This is a genomic window from Sphingomonas sp., assembly GCF_042096255.1.
GTDB lineage: Bacteria > Pseudomonadota > Alphaproteobacteria > Sphingomonadales > Sphingomonadaceae > Sphingomonas.
The window spans coordinates 1-15,797 of sequence record NZ_JBELLZ010000082.1; the positions used below are offsets into that span (position 1 = coordinate 1).

The following is a 15,797-nucleotide window of genomic DNA, read 5'->3' on the forward strand; positions in this document are numbered from 1 at the left end:
AGACGACCTCGGCGGTCTCCTCGCCGCGCTCCCACGCATTGGGGATCGTGTACGGCTCGACCCGGACGTTGCGGAAGCCGAGCGCGGTCAGCCGCGCCACCGCCCAGTCACGGGCACGGGCCTGTGCCGGCGAGCCGTCGGTCATTCGCGGGCCGACCTCGGTGGTGAGGTCCTCGACGATCTTCCAGGCGGTATTGTCGGCCAGCGCCTTGTCGCGCAGCTGGGCGACATAAGGGTCGACCGCGGCCGGGATCGGCGTCGCCGCAGGCGGCGTCACCGCCGGCGCGCCGGGCGGCAGCGGAGCGGGCGGAGTCTGGGCGGTCACCGGCAGCGCGAGGAACGCGGCGAGGGCGAGGAAGGGAAGGCGCATCAGGGCTCCGATTGGGGTGGGAAGAAATCGCAGGAAATGTCCAACGCTGTCGCAGCGGCTGCCTGGCGACGATCGGCGGTGAGCATTGTCGCGGCGATAGGCCGCGCTGTCGCGAGCAGGATAGCGCCGGCCAGTTTCAACGAATGGCGAAAGTCGCTGACGATGAAATCGGTGGCAGCGCCGATGTCCTCGTCGATCGTCTCACATTTTTGCCAAACGACGAGGTACGCACGGAAACGTTGAAGGAGTGCGCGCGCCTCATCGATGCTCATCTCGCCCCTTCGAGCCTGACGAGCAACGGCGTCGGTTACCTCGCCGAAGGCGAAGCTGCTGTAAACCGGGGCGGTGGAGGCATGGGCGGTCACCCATGCGACCTTCGCCTCCCAAGCGGGTTCTCTCATCATCAGAGCGATTAGAACGCTACTGTCCGCGAAAACCCTCAACCGAACCGACCTTCGCGCACTTCCCGAAGCGCGGCCTGCCAGTCGATCTTCGATGCGCTTTCAGGAAGAGTCGCATGCAGCGCCCGCAGCGCGGTCAACCACTCCGGCTCCACTTTCGCTGCGGGTTCCGGCACCACCCGCGCCACCACCCGGCCATCGCGCGTCAGTTCCACCTCGATGCCGCGTTCGGCGATCGAGACCAGCTCTTCGATGACCTTGTTGTCGCGTGCCTCGTGCCGGTCCATCGCTGCCTCCGTTCACCGATCTAGGCGAGGGCGCCTGCGTTGCCAACATCGCGGGCCCGGCTTACATGCCCCGGCGAGTTTCCCGACCGACAGACACAGAAAGCGAGCCGCCCAGCCGATGGCCGTCCAGTACACCTACGTCATGAAGGGTCTGACCAAGACCTTCCCCGGCGCCAACAAGCCGGTGCTCAACAACATCCACCTCCAGTTCATTCCCGGCGCGAAGATCGCGATCATCGGCCCCAACGGCTCGGGCAAGTCGACGCTGATGAAGATCATGGGCGGCATCGATACCGAGTTCACCGGCGAGGCCTGGGCCGCCGAGGGCGTGCGCGTCGGCTATCTGCCGCAGGAGCCGCAGCTCGACAACAGCAAGACGGTGATCGAGAACGTGCGCATGGGCGCGGGCCCGATCGTCGACAAGATCGAGCGGTTCAACGCGATTTCGGCGGAGATGGGCGATCCCAAGGACGACACCGACTTCGACGCGCTGATGGAGGAGATGGGCCAGCTCCAGAGCGAGATCGACGCCGCGGACGGCTGGAGCCTCGATTCGCAGCTGGAACAGGCGATGGAGGCGATGCGCTGCCCGCCGTCCGACTGGCCGGTCACCAACCTGTCGGGCGGCGAGAAGCGCCGCATCGCGCTGGTCCGCCTGCTGCTGGAGAAGCCCGACATCCTGCTGCTGGACGAGCCGACCAACCACCTCGACGCGGAGAGCGTCAGCTGGCTGGAGAACTTCCTCAAGGAATATACCGGCAACGTCATCCTCGTCACCCACGACCGCTACTTCTTGGACAATGTGGTGAACTGGGTGCTCGAACTTGATCGCGGGCGCTACTACACCTACGAATCGAACTATTCGGGCTATCTGGAGAAGAAAGCCAAGCGCCTGGAGCAGGAGGAGCGCGAGGAAGCGGGCAAGCAGAAGGCGATCGCCGACGAGCTCGCCTGGATGCGCCAGACGCCGAAAGCTCGGCAAACCAAGTCGAAAGCTCGCATCCGTGCCTTCGACGAACTGATGGCGGCGCAGGAGAATCGCGCGGTCGGCAAGGCGCAGATCCTCATCCAGATCCCCGAGCGGCTCGGCGGCAAGGTGATCGAGGCCAAGGGGCTGACCAAAGCTTACGGCGACAAGCTCCTGTTCGAGAATCTCGACTTCATGCTTCCGCCGGGCGGCATCGTCGGCGTGATCGGGCCCAACGGCGCGGGCAAGTCCACCTTGTTCAAGCTGATCACCGGCCAGGAACAGCCCGACGGCGGCAGCATCGAGGTCGGCCAGACGGTGAAGCTGGGCTATGTCGACCAGAGCCGCGACGATCTCGATCCGAACAAGAACGTCTGGGAGGAGATTTCGGACGGGCTCGACATCTTCCGCTTCGGCAAGCAGGAGCTGGGCACGCGCGCCTATGTGGGCGCGTTCAACTTCCGCGGGCCCGACCAGCAGAAGAAGGTCGGCCAGCTCTCGGGCGGTGAGCGCAACCGCGTCCACATGGCCAAGATGCTCAAGGAGGGCGGCAACGTCCTGCTGCTCGACGAGCCGACCAACGACCTCGATGTCGAGACTTTGCGCGCGCTTGAAGAGGCGCTGGAAACCTTCGCGGGCTGTGCGGTAGTGATCAGCCACGATCGCTTCTTCCTCGATCGTCTGGCGACGCACATCCTCGCGTTCGAGGGCGACAGCCACGTCGAGTGGTTCGAGGGCAATTACGAGGCCTATGAAGAGGACAAGCGCCGCCGCTTGGGCGACGCGGCGGATCGCCCGACCCGGCTGGCCTACAAGAAGCTGACGCGGTGAGGCTCGCCGCGGCGCTCGTGATCGCGTGCGTCGCGGCGGCGCCGGCTGCGGCGCCGCGCTTCACCTCGCTGGTGCCGCAGTTCGATGCGGTGGCGATGCGGGTTGCCGACCGGCCGGAGGCGGAGCGGGTTGCGGCGTTCAAGGCGGAGGTCGCGCCGCTGCTGCCGGACTTCTATCGTCCACGCGGCGCGAAGCCCGAGCGCTGGGACGCGGCGGTCGGGCGGGCGATGATGGCCTATCCGGCCGAGCGCGCGAAGATCCTCGCCGCCGCCCGGCTGGTGGAGGGTGCGCGCGCCGCGGCGGAGGTGAAGTTCGCCCGTACCTTCCCCGACTATCGCGCGACCATGCCCGTCTATCTCCTCCACTCTGTCGGCGAGATGGACGGGGGCACGCGCGACATCGCCGGCGGAACTGCGCTCATCTTCGGCGCGGACGTGGTCGCGAAATACCATGATGCGTCCACGATCGGTGCGTTGTTCGACCACGAGTTGTTCCACACGCACCACCAGCGCTTCTTCGCCGAATGCCCGAAGGTATGGTGTGCGCTCTGGACCGAAGGCCTCGCCACCCACGTCGCGGCACAAATGAACCCGGGGGCGAGCGACCGGGCGCTGCTGCTCGACTTTCCGAAGCCGATCCGCGCGGAGGTGAACCGGCATTGGCCCACCGCGATCGCCACCATGCGGGCGGCGCTGGATGCGGAAGACGGTCCGGTCGCGGAGCGCATGTTCAGCGCCGGGAACATGGGTGAGGGTTTGCCGGACCGCTGGGGTTATTACGTCGGCATGCGAGTCGCCCAGCGTCTCGGCCGGACGCACAATCTGGCGACGCTGGCACGGATGAAGCCGGCCGAGGTCCGCCCGTTGATCGAAGCGGCGCTCAAAGAGATGGCGGCGCGGCCGTAACGAAACTCCGGGCGCAGCAAGGGGGGGGGGAGCGGTTCAGAGCAAGTTTGTGTCGATCTTCAACTCGGAAACGGCCGCAGACGTCACCGGCTTGCCGAAGGCGATCTCGCGGCGTTCGGCATAGCTTTCTCCTTCTGGCGCCCAAAACTGGTGGATTACGCGAGCGTTCACGTCCGCCACCCAATATTCAGGTATGCCGGCTTCGGCATATCGGCCGAGTTTGCGCCCGATATCGTCTGCAAGCGTTGTGTCCGACACCTCGATCACCAGCGGTACGGAGGCGAGCGGCACGAAACCGTCTCCGTCAGGCTCGCTGGTGAGCAGCACGTCAGGCTCCGGCCGGTCGACAGGCGACAGGGCCAAGGTGAACTCGCAGACGGGCGTGTAGCGTAGGTTTAAATCGCGTAGCGCGTCGCGCAACGCATCGTACAGCCGCATCTTGACCATGCCATGCGGACGGTGCTGCGAGTTCACGAAATAGACCTCTCCATCGATGAGCTCCGTCTTCCGGTAGGCGCGGAAGGCGCCATGCCGATCGAGCAACTCAAAGTCGTCGGCGGACAGCTTGGCCCGGTGGCGCTTCGTGTCGACAGGGAGCAGCTGGGTCATGCATCCATTCTACCACAGGCTTTCGGACGGGGAAGCGGCGCGTCGCGCGGCTGTCATGCTAGCCCGCTAGGCTGGCACCTTTCCAAGAGGTCGCTCAATGAGACTAACCGCTTTCGCCGCGTCGATGCTCCTTGCCGCTGCCGCCCTCGCGCAGGGGCATGAGGAGCATGACACCTTCACCTGGTGCGTCGCCGAGGGAACCGTCGAAAGCGGCAAAGTCCGCTACTTTTCCGAACCGTTCGAAGGTCCGACCGACCAGTGGATCGAGCTGTCGTTCCAGCAATATCTGGAGCAGCATTTCCTGAAGAAAGATCATGGGTTCGCGGTCTCCTGCCGCACCTTTCACGGCATGGCCGAGACCCGCGCTGAGCTGGACAAGGCGAAGGTTCCCGTGCCTGGGACCAAGGACATCAACACCGGCTGGCGCGATCATTTCGAATAAGCCGGGTCAGTCGATGACCAGGCGGTAGCCGACCCCCGGCTCGTTGACGATCAACCGCGGCCGGGCGGGCTCCGGTTCCAGCTTCTGGCGGAGCGCGCGCACCGTAATGCGCAGATATTCGACGCTGCGCTCATGCGCCGGGCCCCAGACGGTGCGCAGCAGCTGGGCGTGGGAGAGGACCTTGCCCGGGTGCTGCGCCAGTTCGGCGAGGAGGTCATATTCCTTGGGCGTCAGGTGCACCGCCGTGCCGTCGCGGGTGACGCGGCGATGTTCCAGGTCGATGGTCACGATGCCGATGGTAACCTGCACCGCGCCCATGCCGCTGCGGCGATGCCGCAGCGCGGTGCGGATGCGGGCGAGCAGTTCCTCGGTGTCGAACGGCTTCACCAGATAATCGTCGGCGCCGAGATCGAGCGCGGCGACCTTCTCCGACGTGTCGGTGCGGGCGGAAACGACCAGCACCACTGCGCCGCGCGCCCGAACCAGCTGGATCAGTTCCAGTCCGTCCCGGTCGGGCAGGCCGAGGTCGAGCAGCACCGCCTCGGGCCGCTCGATATCAACCAGCCCCAGCGCCTCGCGTGCGGTCGCGGCGGTGCTGGCGACGTGACCGGCGCGGGTGAGGGCGGCCTGGAGCAGCCGGCGGATCGCCGGGTCATCCTCCACCACCAGCACGCGCGCGCCGCTCATCCGCTTCGCCTAACGCCGCGGCGCGAGCCGGTCGAGCGCGCGGTTGAGCGCCAGCACGTTGACGCGCGGCTCGCCGACGAACCCGAGCGCGGGCGCCTCGACGTGCACGTCGACCAGCGAGCGCAGCCGCTTGGGGGCGATGCCCCGTGCGGCGGCGACGCGCGCCACCTGAGACAAAGCCGCCTCGGGGCTGACATGGGGGTCGAGCCCCGAGGCGGAAGCCGTCACCAGATCGGCGGGGATGCCTGGTGCGGAGGCGGTGATCCGGTCGGCGAGCGCCTGCGCGTTCGGCCCGAGGTTCGAGCCTGCGGAGGCGAGCGCGTCATAGCCCTTGCCCGCCGCGGAGGGCCGGCCGTGGAAATAGCCGGGTGTGGCGAAGGATTGGCCGATCAGCGCCGATCCGACGATCCGCTCGCCGTCGCGTACGAGGCTGCCGTTGGCCTGGGCGGGAAAGAGCAATTGGCCGGCGCCGGTGAGCGCGAGCGGGTAGGCGAGGCCGAGCAGCAGTGCGAACAGCAGGGTGAGGGCGAGGGCGGGGCGGAGGGCAGTGCGAAGATCGGTCAGCATGGGACAACTCCGGTGTGTCCCCGCGCAGGCGGGGACCCAGTCTGGGCTCCCGCCTTCGCGGGAGCACTTGGGATCAGGCGAGCCCGAAGGCGGTGACGGCAAGATCGATCGCCTTGATCCCGACGAATGGGGCGACGAGGCCGCCGAGGCCGTAGATCGCGAGGTTGCGGGCAAGCAGCGGGCCGGCGGGCATCGGCCGGTAGGTCACGCCCTTGAGCGCCAGCGGCACCAGCGCGGGGATGATCAGCGCGTTGAAGATGATCGCCGACAGGATCGCGCTCTCGGGGCTCGCCAGGCCCATGACGTTGAGCACGCCCAGCCCCGGATGGAGCGCGACGAACATCGCCGGGATGATCGCGAAATATTTGGCGACATCATTCGCTACCGAGAAGGTGGTCAGCGCGCCGCGGGTCATCAGCAGCTGCTTGCCGAGGCCCACGACCTCGATCAGCTTGGTGGGATCGCTGTCGAGATCGACCATGTTGCCCGCCTCACGCGCCGCCTGCGTGCCGGTGTTCATCGCGACGCCGACATCGGCCTGGGCGAGGGCAGGGGCGTCGTTGGTGCCGTCGCCGCACATCGCCACCAGCTTGCCACCCTGCTGCTCGCGGCGGATGAGGGCCAGCTTGTCCTCGGGCGTCGCCTCGGCGAGGAAGTCGTCGACCCCCGCCTCGGCGGCGATCGCGGCGGCGGTGAGTGGGTTGTCGCCGGTGATCATCACCGTGCGGATGCCCATCCGGCGCAGCTCCGCGAACCGCTCGCGCACGCCCGCCTTGACCACGTCCTTGAGCGCCACCGCGCCGAGCAGCCGCCCGTCGCGCACCACCGCAAGCGGGGTCTGGCCGGCGCGAGCAATCTCGTCGGTGATGCGGCGGAGTTCGCCCTCGCTCTCCCCGGATGTGGAGCGGGTCGCCTTGAGCACCGAATCGACCGCTCCCTTCAGAACCACCGTGTCGCCGATGCGCAGCCCGGAGACGCGGGTCTGGGCGGTGAAGGGGATCGCCTCCGCTCCGTCCGGCATTGCCAGTGACAGGCCGTGCGCTTCGCGGGCGAGCGCGACGATCGAGCGGCCTTCTGGCGTCTCATCCGCCAGGCTCGCAAGCAGTGCCGCCTCGGCGAGGGCGCGCTCCTCCACGCCCGTCAGCGCGCGGAAGGCAAATGCCTGGCGGTCGCCGATGGTGATGGTGCCGGTCTTGTCGAGCAGCAGCACGTCGACATCACCCGCTGCTTCCACCGCGCGGCCCGATTTGGCGAGCACGTTGAAGCGGACGAGCCGATCCATGCCGGCGATGCCGATCGCGGACAACAGCGCGGCGATGGTGGTCGGGATCAGCGTGATCAGCAGCGCCGCCAGGATCGCGACGGGCACGCTGCCGCCGGCATAGCTGGCGAAGGCGGGGATGGTGCTCACCGCGATCAGGAAGATGATCGTCAGCCCGACCAGCAGGATGGTGAGCGCGACCTCGTTGGGGGTCTTCTGCCGCTCCGCGCCCTCAACCAGCGCGATCATGCGATCAAGGAAGCCCTGGCCCGGCTCTGCGGTAACACGCACGGTGATCCGGTCCGAGATCACGCGCGTGCCCGCGGTCACCGCCGAGCGGTCGCCGCCCGCCTCGCGGATCACCGGCGCGCTTTCGCCGGTGATCGCGGCCTCGTTGACGGAAGCGACGCCGGCGATCACCTCGCCATCCGCAGGGATCAGGTCGCCGGTCTCGACGAGCACCGTCTCTCCTTTCCTAAGGCGAGTGGCCGGAACCAGTTCCCAGGTGTCGGCGATGCCTGACAGCAGCTTGGCCTTGAGCTCGGACTTGGTGGCGCGCAGGCTGGCCGCCTGAGCGCGGCCGCGGCCCTCTGCCAGCGCCTCGGCGAAGGTACCGAACAGCACCGTCAGCCACAGCCAGCCGATCAGCTGGAGCTGGAAGCCGAGGCCGACGCGCTCGCCGCCGAGCAGCGCCAATACGGTTAGGAGCAGCGCGACACAGGCGGTGACGAACAGCACCGGGTTGCGCACCAGCTGCGCCGGCGAGAGCTTGCGGAAGGCGCCGCCGATCGCGGGCACGACCAGCGCGGCCGAGAACATCGAGTGGGTCATTGGAGGCGCCTTCAGAAGAGCTGGCCGGCGGTGCCGGCGACATGGTCGGCAACCGGCCCGAGCGCGAGGCTGGGGAGGAAGGTGAGGCCACCGAGCACCAGGATCACGCCGACCAGCAACCCGATCCACAGTCCGCCCGTGGTGGGGAACGAGCCCGCGGTCGCCGGTGTGTGCCTTTTTGCGGCGAGGCTGCCGGCGATCGCCAGCACTGGCACGATCACGAAAAAGCGGCCGATCCACATCGCCACTGCGAGAAGGCCGTTGTAGAACGGCGTGCCCGCGGTGAGCCCCGCAAAGGCGGAGCCGTTGTTCCCCGCCGCGCTGCTGAAGGCGTAGAGGATCTCGGTGAAGCCGTGCGGGCCCTTGTTGAGGGGACCGGCGAGGCCCGCCCCGGCGACACTGGCGATGGCGGTGCCGCCCAGGATTATCAGCGGCAGTACCGCGATGGCGAGCACGGCGAGCTTCACCTCGCGGGCCTCGATCTTCTTGCCGACATATTCGGGGGTGCGGCCGACCATCAGTCCGGCGACGAACACGGCGAGGATCGCGAACAAGAGGAACCCGTAGATGCCTGCGCCCACCCCGCCGACGACCACTTCGCCCAGCTGGATGTTGAACAGGGGAACGAGGCCACCGAGTGCAGTGAAACTGTCGTGCATCGCATTCACCGCGCCGCACGAGGCCGCGGTGGTGACGGCGGCGAAGAGGGCGCTGCCGACGATGCCGAAGCGGACCTCCTTGCCTTCCATGTTGCTATCGGGGAGCAGCACGGTGCCGTGCGCCTCCATGGCATAGGCAAGGGTGACGCCGGCGATGAACAGGATCGCCATGGCGACGAGGATCGCCCAGCCCTGACGCTGGTCTCCGACCGCGCGGCCGAACGTCCAGGTGAGCCCGACGCCGAGCACGAAGATCGACAGCATCTGTACGAGGTTGGTCACCGCGCTCGGGTTCTCGAACGGGTGCGCCGAGTTGGCGTTGAAGAAGCCGCCGCCGTTGGTGCCCAGCATTTTGATCGCCTCCTGCGAGGCGACCGGCCCAAGCGCGATGGTCTGGCGGGCGCCTTCCAGCGTGGTGGCGTCCACCGAGGCGAGCAGGGTCTGCGGCACGCCCGCCCAGATCAGGTAAAGCGCGTACAGGACGGAGACCGGCAGCAGCAGGTAGAGCGTGATGCGGGTGATATCCGCCCAGAAGTTGCCCACCGTGGCGCTCTCGCGCCGGGCAAAGCCGCGGAACAGCGCGAAGGCGATGGCGATGCCGGTCGCCGCGGAAAGGAAGTTATGCAGCGCCAGCGCCAGCATCTGGCTGAGGTTGGAAAGCGTCGACTCGCCGCCATACCATTGCCAATTGGTGTTGGTGACGAAGGCGATGGCGGTGTTCAGCGCACCGTCCGCGCCCACGCCGGCGAGTTCGCGCGGATTGAGCGGCAGCGCCGCCTGCGCGCGCAGCAGCGCATAGGTGAGCAGGGCGGTCATCAGCTGGAATACCAGCATGTGCAACGCATAGGCGCGCCAGCCCTGCTCGCGCGCGGGATCGATGCCGCCCGCACGATAGAAGCCGCGCTCGACCGGGCCGAGCACCGCGTGAAGCGGGGTGCGCCGCCCCTCATAGAGCGCGTGGAGCCACCAGCCGACCGGCTTCGCCAGCGCGGCAAGGATGGCGACGAACAGCGCAAGCAGCGCCCAGCCTGCCAGCGTCATCAGAACCGCTCCGGCCGGACGAGCACGGCAACGAGATAGAGAAGAAGGCCGAGCGCGGTCGCGCCCGCGAGCCACAGGTGCAGCGTCATCGCGTCACGCTCCTTCGCAGAGGCGCACGAGCGCCAGCGTCAGCAGGAACAGGCCGGCGAGCACCGCCAGCCACAGGAGATCGGCCATCTTGCGTCCCTTGGCGCCGCACCAGTGCGGCTCGGCCGGTCAGGTAGGGCCAGGGAACGTAAGGTTTCGCGGGGGAAAACGGCGCGCGGACGTAAGGATTTCGTAAGGACGGGGGTGAGGGGCTAGGGAGCGGCATGACCGACCGGCGACCGAGTCCCGAAGCCCTCCTCCGCGCGGCGGCCGCGGAGCATCGCGGCACGCTGAAGATCTTCCTCGGTGCGGCGCCCGGCGTCGGCAAGACGTTCGAGATGCTGCGCGAAGGCGCGGAGCGGAAGGCGAACGGGGTCGATGTCGTCATCGGCTTGGTGGAGACGCATGGCCGCGCCGAGACCGAGGCGCTGGTTGCGCCGCTGGAGATGGTGCCGCGCCGCGTGTCGGATCATCATGGGCATCATCTAGAGGAGATGAATCTCGACGCCGTGCTCGCCCGTGCGCCTGCCCTGGTGCTGGTGGACGAGCTTGCCCACACCAATGTCGAGGGGAGCCGCCACGCCAAGCGGTGGCAGGACGTGGAGGAGTTGCTCGCCGCCGGCATCGACGTGCTGACGACGTTGAACGTCCAGCACGTGGAAAGCCTGAACGACGTGGTGGCGAGTTTCACCCGCGTGCGGGTGCGCGAGACGGTGCCCGACCATGTCCTCGACGGCGCCGAGATCGAGGTGGTGGACCTGCCGCCCGACGAGCTGATCGAGCGGCTGAAGGCGGGCAAGGTCTATGTGCCCGCCGAGGCGACGCGCGCGCTCGGGCATTTCTTCTCCAAGGAGAACCTATCCGCCCTCCGCGAAATGGCGCTTCGCCGCGCCGCCCAGAACGTCGATCGCAGCCTGGTGGCGCATCTCGACGCGCATGCGGTGGCGGGCACCTATGCCGGGGGCGAGCGGGTGCTGGTGGCGGTGAGCGAGCTGCCGGGCAGCGACGCGGTGGTGCGCGCCGCCAAGCGGCTGGCGGACGCGCTGCACGCGCCGTGGCAGGCGGTGCATATCGAGACGCCGCGCAGCGCCGGCTTCACGCCCGAGCAAAAGCGTCGGGTGGCCGACGCGCTGCGGCTCGCCGCCAGCCTTGGCGCGACGATCGCCAGCGTGCCGGCAGAGACGGTGGTGGAGGGGCTATTCACCCATATCGCCGGCGCGCGCACGACCCAGCTGGTGCTCGGCCGGTCGCGGCGGAGCTGGTGGTTCGAACTGCGCCACGGATCGGTGGTGGATGCGCTGGTCCGCCGGTCAGAGGGGCTGGCGGTGCATGTCATTCCGGCGGCGACAGCGGCGCCGGAGACGCGGGCGCCGCTGTCGCTGGGTGGCTGGCGGGGGCATACGCTGTCGGCCGGGCTGGTGGCGCTGACCACGTTGATCGCTGTGGCGGTGCAGCCGTGGCTGGGCACCGGCGCGATCGACCTGCTGTACCTGTTGCCTGTGATCCTCGCCTCGGTGCGGTTCGGGCATCGGCAGGGGATCGCGGCGGGGCTGCTATCGGGCCTCGCCTACAACTTCTTCTTTCTGAAGCCGCTCTACACCTTCACAATCGCCGATCCGCGCAGCGTATTGACGCTGGCGGTGCTGCTGTCGCTGGCGGTGTTCGTGGCGGGGCTGGCGGGGCGCCTCAGGATCCGCGCCTCGATCGGCGCGCGGAGCGCCGCGGAGAATGCGGCGGTGGCGGCGTTCGGGCAGGCGCTGGCGCGCTGTTCGGACTGGCAGACCACGGGCGAGACGGTGAGCGCCGAACTCTCCCGCGCACTCGACGCCTCGGTGCTGGTGCTCGCCGAGCGGGGCGGCTCGCTGGCGCGGGTCGCTTCCTGCCCCCCCGACAACTCGCCGTTCAACCCGGTCGATGCCGCCGCGGCCGAATGGGCCTGGTCGCGCGGCGAGGTCTCCGGACGCGACACGGGGACGCTGACCGCGGCGGACTGGCAGTTCCACCCGTTGGCGACGACGCTCGGCACGCTGGCGGTGGTGGCGATCGCGCGGCCCGATGGCGGCTCGCCGGTGCCCGCCACGCGCGCGACCCTGTTGTCCACCCTGCTGGGCCAGGCGGCGCTGGCGCACGAGAGGCTGCTGCTGGAGGACCAGTTGCGCGACATCCGCGTGCTGGAGGAGCGCGACCGATTGCGCTCGGCGCTGCTGTCGTCGATCGGGCACGACCTGCGCACGCCGCTCACCGCCGTGGCTGGGGCGATCGACGCGGTGGCGGTGCGGCACCCAGAGGAGGCGGCTATTCCATTGGCGCGGGCGGAACTGGCCCGGCTGCGACGTTTCCTCTCCAACCTGGTCGAGATGGTGCGCTTCGACACCGGCGCGGTCAGTCCCGAGATCGAGCCCACCGACCTGACCGATGCGGTCGCGGCGGCGGTGCACGACGTGCGCGACCTGCTGCCCGACGAGCGGGTCCGCTTTCGCGTACCGCCCGACCTGCCGCTGGTCCCGGCCGACGCCCGGCTGCTGCACCATGTGCTGCTCAACCTGCTGACCAACGCCGCGGTGCATGGCGCCGGCGTGGTGACGATCACCGGTGAGCGGACGCGGGACGCGGTGCGGCTGTCGGTGGCGGACGAAGGACCTGGTCTGCCACCCGGTGGCACCGACGCGCTGTTCGAGGCCTTTGCGCGGGGTACCGGCAGCGACGAGACCGGCGGGAGCGGACTGGGCCTCGCAATCGCGCGCAGCTTCGCGGGCGCGATGGACGTGACCGTGGTGGCGCGGGAGGGCGAGGCAGGCGGCGCGGTGTTCACGCTGGAGTTCGTGGTGACGCCGCTCGATCGAACGCCTGCGTAACGACGGCAACCTCGCCTCGACCGGCTCGTTTGCGAAGGCCGAGGATCGGAGTTCGCCGCATGGTTGCGTTGCGCGTCGCGCTCGTCATCGCCTGGATCGTGGCGCAGGTCGTCGGCGTCATTGTCGCGGCGGTGGTGACCCGGAACGGGGGCTATGCCACCGGCATGACGCTGCCGGCGGACGCGGCGCTCGTCGGGGTGCCGCCGCTGCTGGGCGCGGGCGGTCTGTGGCTGGCGGCACGACTGGCGCGGAGCCACGGCAGCGTCGCGGAAGGCTGGGTGCTGACATTGGCGCTGGGCCTGCTGATGGCGGCGACTGCGACCACCCTAGAGGCGCTCGCCTAGCAAAGGATGGAGCGATACAGGCGAAGGTAATCGTCGGCCATGCGTTCGACGCTGAAGCGGGTGGTGACATGGGCGCGGCAGGCGCTGCGATCGATCTCGCCGATCCGCGCGATGGCGGCGACGGCGCCGTCCAAGTCGTCGACCAGGAAGCCGGTAACCCCGTCGACGATCAGCTCGGCCATCGAGCCGCGGCGAAAGGCGATCACCGGCGTGCCGCAGGCCATTGCCTCGACCACCGACAGGCCGAATGGCTCGTCGAAGCCGATCAGGTGGAGCAAGGCGCGGGCGCTCCCCAACGCGCGGGTGCGGGCCTCGCCGCCGACCACGCCGAGGAAGCGGACGCGATCGCCGTCGATGAACGGTGCGACCTCGGTCTCATGATAGCGCTCGTCCTGAACTAGCCCGGCCATGGTGAGGCGGCGGCCGGCGGCGCGGGCGGCGCGGATCGCCTCGCCGGCGCCCTTGTCCGGGTGGATGCGGCCGAAGAACAGCAGATTGTCGCTGCCGACGGGATCGAAGGGGAAGTCGTCGAGCGGGATGCCGTGGTGGATCGTCGCGGCATAGGTGAGCGCGGGGTGGCGGTCGGCATCGCTGATCGAGACATAGTGCACGCAGTCGTCGTAGCGCTGGTAGACCGGCACGATCCGCTCCGACGAGAAGCCGTGGATGGTGGTGACCATCGGCGTGTCGATCAGGCGCGACCAGGCGAGCGGCATAAAATCCGCCTGGTTGTGGACGAGGTCGAACTCGGCCGCGCGCTCCATGCAATGCGCGATGTGCATCGCTTCCCACACCTTGGCGTCAAGGTGCGGCGGCTCCGAATAGCCGCGCGGCGCCACCGCCTCGAGCCGCCCGGCGGTATGCGAGTTGGCGGTGGCGAACAGGGTCACGTCCACCCCGCGTGCGACCAAAGCCTCGGTGAGCAAGCTGGTGACCAGTTCCCACGGGCCATAGCCGGTCGGCGGCGTCGGCCAGGAGATGGAGGAGAGCATTGCGATGCGCATCAGAGGCGCACCACCAAGCCCTCGTGCGGGCGGAGCGTGCCATCTAGCGGGCGGGCATCGAGGGTGGAGACCAGCAGGGTGCCGCGTGCATCGAGGCGACGGGGCTGCTGGCCCATGTTGAAGACGACCATGATCCGCTCGTCGCCGTGGCGACGCTCGAAGGCAAGCACCTCGTCGTCGGCGGGGAGCATCGTGAGGGTGCCGAGCGCCAGCGCGGGGTGGGCGCGGCGGGCGGCGAGCAGGCGGCGGGTGAGGTGGAGCATCGAGGCGGGATCGGCCTCTTGCGTGGCGACGTTGCGGGTCGGCCAGTCGGAATGAAGCGGCAGCCAGGGCTCGGCGGTGGTGAAGCCCGCGTTGGGGGAGGCGTCCCAGGCCATCGGCGTGCGCGAGCGGTCGCGGCCGAGGCCCTGGCCGGGCTGGCGCAGGTCCTGCGGGTCGCGGATGCGGTGGGGCGGGATGTCGACGCGGCCGATGCCGATCTCGTCGCCCTGGTAGAGCGTCGGCGTGCCGCGCAGGGTGAGCAGCAGCATCGCGGCGACGCGCGCCTGTGCCTCGCCGATCCGGGCGGTGATGCGGGGGGCGTCGTGACTGCCGATCACCCAGTTCGGCCAGCCGTGCGCGGGGATGGCGGCGTCATAGCCGGCGATCAGGTCCGCGAGCGTGTCGCGGTCCCAGGCATTCTCGATCAGCTCGAAGTTGAAGGGGAGGTGGACGCCTGGGGTCTCGGGCGTGCCGTACCAGCGCATCAGCCGGTCGCGCGGCAGGAAGATCTCGCCGATCAGCAGCCGGTCGCCATAATCGTCGGCGAGGCGGCGCATCGCGGCGGTGTGTTCGTGCGCTTCGGGCTGGTCAGTGCTATGGTGCTGGAGAAGGGTGAGCTTCTCGGCCATGCCCTCGCGCCAGTCCGGGTTCGCCGGATTGTCGGGCAGCCCTTCCGCCTTCACGATGTGCCAGAGCACGTCGATGCGGAAGCCGTCGACGCCGCGGTCGAGCCAGAAGCGCATGACCTGCGTCATCGCCTCCACCACCTCCGGGTTGCGCCAGTTGAGGTCGGCCTGTTCCCTGAGGAAGGTGTGCAGATAGTATTGGCCGGTGGCGGGGTCGAGCTCCCAGGCGGGGCCACCCATGTCGCTGACCCAATTGTTGGGGCGGCCGCCATTCGGAGCGGGATCGCGCCAGATGTACCAGTCGCGCTTCGGATTGGTGCGGCTGGCGCGGCTCTCGCGGAACCAGGGGTGCTCGGTGGAGCTGTGGTTGGGGACGAAATCGAGCAGCAACCTCAGCCCGCGCGCGTGGACCGCGGCGAGCAGGCGATCGAAGGCCGCCAGGTCGCCGAACAGCGGATCGACGCCGGTGTAATCGGCGACATCATAGCCGAAGTCCGCCATCGGCGAGGGGAAGATCGGCGATAGCCAGACCGCATCGACGCCGAGAGAGGCGATATGGTCGAGCCGTTGCTCGATCCCGGCGAGATCGCCGACGCCGTCACCGTCGCTATCCTGGAAGGAGCGGGGATAGACCTGGTAGATCACCCCGCGCTGCCACCAGGGGGCGTTTGACGAATCGTTCATGGGGGCGGGTGATGGCAGGGCTTAGCCGGCTCGTCACCTTCTGCTCCCCTCCCTGGAAGGGAGGGGCTGGGGGTGGGT

At 68.8% G+C, this 15,797-nt stretch carries 15 protein-coding genes and 1 pseudogene; 5 read left to right on the forward strand and 11 right to left on the reverse strand.

Annotation, left to right across the window (positions count from 1 at the left end; all coding sequences use genetic code 11):
• From ACFDTH_RS13940 to ACFDTH_RS13950, 3 genes and pseudogenes are all read right to left on the reverse strand, one after another.
• Positions 1–370, reverse strand: a pseudogene (locus tag ACFDTH_RS13940) (peptidase M28 family protein); the annotation flags it as partial.
• Positions 370–813 (reverse strand): type II toxin-antitoxin system VapC family toxin, encoded by a 444-nt coding sequence (locus tag ACFDTH_RS13945; protein WP_375288157.1) that lies wholly within the window; start codon positions 811–813, stop codon positions 370–372. The pseudogene ACFDTH_RS13940 and the gene ACFDTH_RS13945, both read right to left, overlap by 1 nt.
• On the reverse strand, positions 810–1,058 hold the full coding sequence (locus tag ACFDTH_RS13950) for a hypothetical protein (RefSeq protein ID WP_375288158.1): 249 nt from the start codon (positions 1,056–1,058) through the stop codon (positions 810–812). The genes ACFDTH_RS13945 and ACFDTH_RS13950 overlap by 4 nt, the downstream gene beginning before the upstream one ends.
• 118 nt (positions 1,059–1,176) lie before the next feature.
• Between ACFDTH_RS13950 and ettA the strand changes: the two genes are divergently transcribed.
• Both ettA and ACFDTH_RS13960 read left to right on the forward strand, forming a co-directional pair.
• The gene (gene ettA, locus ACFDTH_RS13955) at positions 1,177–2,856 is read left to right on the forward strand and encodes an energy-dependent translational throttle protein EttA (protein ID WP_375288160.1); all 1,680 of its coding nucleotides are present in this window, start codon (positions 1,177–1,179) and stop codon (positions 2,854–2,856) included.
• Positions 2,853–3,761, forward strand: a complete 909-nt coding sequence (locus ACFDTH_RS13960) for a hypothetical protein (RefSeq protein WP_375288161.1) — start codon at positions 2,853–2,855, stop codon at positions 3,759–3,761. The genes ettA and ACFDTH_RS13960 overlap by 4 nt, the downstream gene beginning before the upstream one ends.
• 36 nt (positions 3,762–3,797) lie before the next feature.
• Here the strand turns inward: ACFDTH_RS13960 and ACFDTH_RS13965 are convergent, their stop codons facing one another.
• Positions 3,798–4,370 carry a Uma2 family endonuclease gene (locus ACFDTH_RS13965; RefSeq protein WP_375288162.1) on the reverse strand — a complete coding sequence of 191 codons (573 nt, stop codon included), beginning with the start codon at positions 4,368–4,370 and terminating at the stop codon, positions 3,798–3,800.
• Positions 4,371–4,467: 97 nt separating this feature from the next.
• Here ACFDTH_RS13965 and ACFDTH_RS13970 point away from each other — a divergent pair, with 97 nt between their 5' ends.
• Positions 4,468–4,812: a hypothetical protein gene (locus tag ACFDTH_RS13970; RefSeq protein ID WP_375288163.1), complete on the forward strand. Its 345-nt coding sequence runs from the start codon at positions 4,468–4,470 to the stop codon at positions 4,810–4,812.
• Positions 4,813–4,818: 6 nt separating this feature from the next.
• Here the strand turns inward: ACFDTH_RS13970 and ACFDTH_RS13975 are convergent, their stop codons facing one another.
• The 5 genes from ACFDTH_RS13975 to kdpF form a co-directional block, all read right to left on the reverse strand.
• Positions 4,819–5,499 carry a response regulator gene (locus tag ACFDTH_RS13975; protein ID WP_375288164.1) on the reverse strand — a complete coding sequence of 227 codons (681 nt, stop codon included), beginning with the start codon at positions 5,497–5,499 and terminating at the stop codon, positions 4,819–4,821.
• A gap of 9 nt (positions 5,500–5,508) precedes the next feature.
• Complete coding sequence (kdpC, locus tag ACFDTH_RS13980; protein WP_375288165.1) at positions 5,509–6,066, reverse strand: potassium-transporting ATPase subunit KdpC; 558 nt, start codon at positions 6,064–6,066, stop codon at positions 5,509–5,511.
• Positions 6,067–6,139: 73 nt separating this feature from the next.
• On the reverse strand, positions 6,140–8,158 hold the full coding sequence (gene kdpB / locus ACFDTH_RS13985) for a potassium-transporting ATPase subunit KdpB (protein ID WP_375288166.1): 2,019 nt from the start codon (positions 8,156–8,158) through the stop codon (positions 6,140–6,142).
• Between the two features lie 11 nt (positions 8,159–8,169).
• Complete coding sequence (gene kdpA / locus ACFDTH_RS13990) at positions 8,170–9,858, reverse strand: potassium-transporting ATPase subunit KdpA (RefSeq protein ID WP_375288167.1); 1,689 nt, start codon at positions 9,856–9,858, stop codon at positions 8,170–8,172.
• Positions 9,858–9,947, reverse strand: a complete 90-nt coding sequence (gene kdpF / locus ACFDTH_RS13995; RefSeq protein WP_375288168.1) for a K(+)-transporting ATPase subunit F — start codon at positions 9,945–9,947, stop codon at positions 9,858–9,860. Before kdpF ends, kdpA begins: the two co-directional genes overlap by 1 nt.
• Before the next feature lie 222 nt (positions 9,948–10,169).
• Here kdpF and ACFDTH_RS14000 point away from each other — a divergent pair, with 222 nt between their 5' ends.
• Both ACFDTH_RS14000 and ACFDTH_RS14005 read left to right on the forward strand, forming a co-directional pair.
• Complete coding sequence (locus ACFDTH_RS14000; RefSeq protein ID WP_375288170.1) at positions 10,170–12,800, forward strand: DUF4118 domain-containing protein; 2,631 nt, start codon at positions 10,170–10,172, stop codon at positions 12,798–12,800.
• Between the two features lie 59 nt (positions 12,801–12,859).
• A complete protein-coding gene (locus tag ACFDTH_RS14005) occupies positions 12,860–13,144 on the forward strand; it encodes a hypothetical protein (protein ID WP_375288171.1) in 285 nt (94 codons plus the stop codon).
• Here ACFDTH_RS14005 and ACFDTH_RS14010 read toward each other — a convergent pair.
• Both ACFDTH_RS14010 and ACFDTH_RS14015 read right to left on the reverse strand, forming a co-directional pair.
• The gene (locus ACFDTH_RS14010) at positions 13,141–14,148 is read right to left on the reverse strand and encodes a glycosyltransferase family 4 protein (protein ID WP_375288172.1); all 1,008 of its coding nucleotides are present in this window, start codon (positions 14,146–14,148) and stop codon (positions 13,141–13,143) included. The genes ACFDTH_RS14005 and ACFDTH_RS14010 overlap by 4 nt on opposite strands.
• Complete coding sequence (locus ACFDTH_RS14015; protein WP_375288173.1) at positions 14,148–15,719, reverse strand: alpha-amylase family glycosyl hydrolase; 1,572 nt, start codon at positions 15,717–15,719, stop codon at positions 14,148–14,150. The genes ACFDTH_RS14010 and ACFDTH_RS14015 overlap by 1 nt, the downstream gene beginning before the upstream one ends.
• Positions 15,720–15,797 lie beyond the last annotated feature (78 nt).

Bases quoted from the DNA above. Each gene is read 5' to 3' on its own strand.
- ACFDTH_RS13950 (WP_375288158.1), bottom strand. From the start codon at position 1,058: ATGGACCGGCACGAGGCACGCGACAACAAGGTCATCGAAGAGCTGGTC.
- ettA (WP_375288160.1), top strand. From the start codon at position 1,177: ATGGCCGTCCAGTACACCTACGTCATGAAGGGTCTGACCAAGACCTTC.
- ACFDTH_RS13965 (WP_375288162.1), bottom strand. From the start codon at position 4,370: ATGACCCAGCTGCTCCCTGTCGACACGAAGCGCCACCGGGCCAAGCTG.
- ACFDTH_RS13970 (WP_375288163.1), top strand. From the start codon at position 4,468: ATGAGACTAACCGCTTTCGCCGCGTCGATGCTCCTTGCCGCTGCCGCC.
- ACFDTH_RS13975 (WP_375288164.1), bottom strand. From the start codon at position 5,499: ATGAGCGGCGCGCGCGTGCTGGTGGTGGAGGATGACCCGGCGATCCGC.
- kdpC (WP_375288165.1), bottom strand. From the start codon at position 6,066: ATGCTGACCGATCTTCGCACTGCCCTCCGCCCCGCCCTCGCCCTCACC.
- kdpB (WP_375288166.1), bottom strand. From the start codon at position 8,158: ATGACCCACTCGATGTTCTCGGCCGCGCTGGTCGTGCCCGCGATCGGC.
- kdpA (WP_375288167.1), bottom strand. From the start codon at position 9,858: ATGACGCTGGCAGGCTGGGCGCTGCTTGCGCTGTTCGTCGCCATCCTT.
- kdpF (WP_375288168.1), bottom strand. From the start codon at position 9,947: ATGACGCTGCACCTGTGGCTCGCGGGCGCGACCGCGCTCGGCCTTCTT.
- ACFDTH_RS14000 (WP_375288170.1), top strand. From the start codon at position 10,170: ATGACCGACCGGCGACCGAGTCCCGAAGCCCTCCTCCGCGCGGCGGCC.
- ACFDTH_RS14005 (WP_375288171.1), top strand. From the start codon at position 12,860: ATGGTTGCGTTGCGCGTCGCGCTCGTCATCGCCTGGATCGTGGCGCAG.
- ACFDTH_RS14010 (WP_375288172.1), bottom strand. From the start codon at position 14,148: ATGCGCATCGCAATGCTCTCCTCCATCTCCTGGCCGACGCCGCCGACC.
- ACFDTH_RS14015 (WP_375288173.1), bottom strand. From the start codon at position 15,719: ATGAACGATTCGTCAAACGCCCCCTGGTGGCAGCGCGGGGTGATCTAC.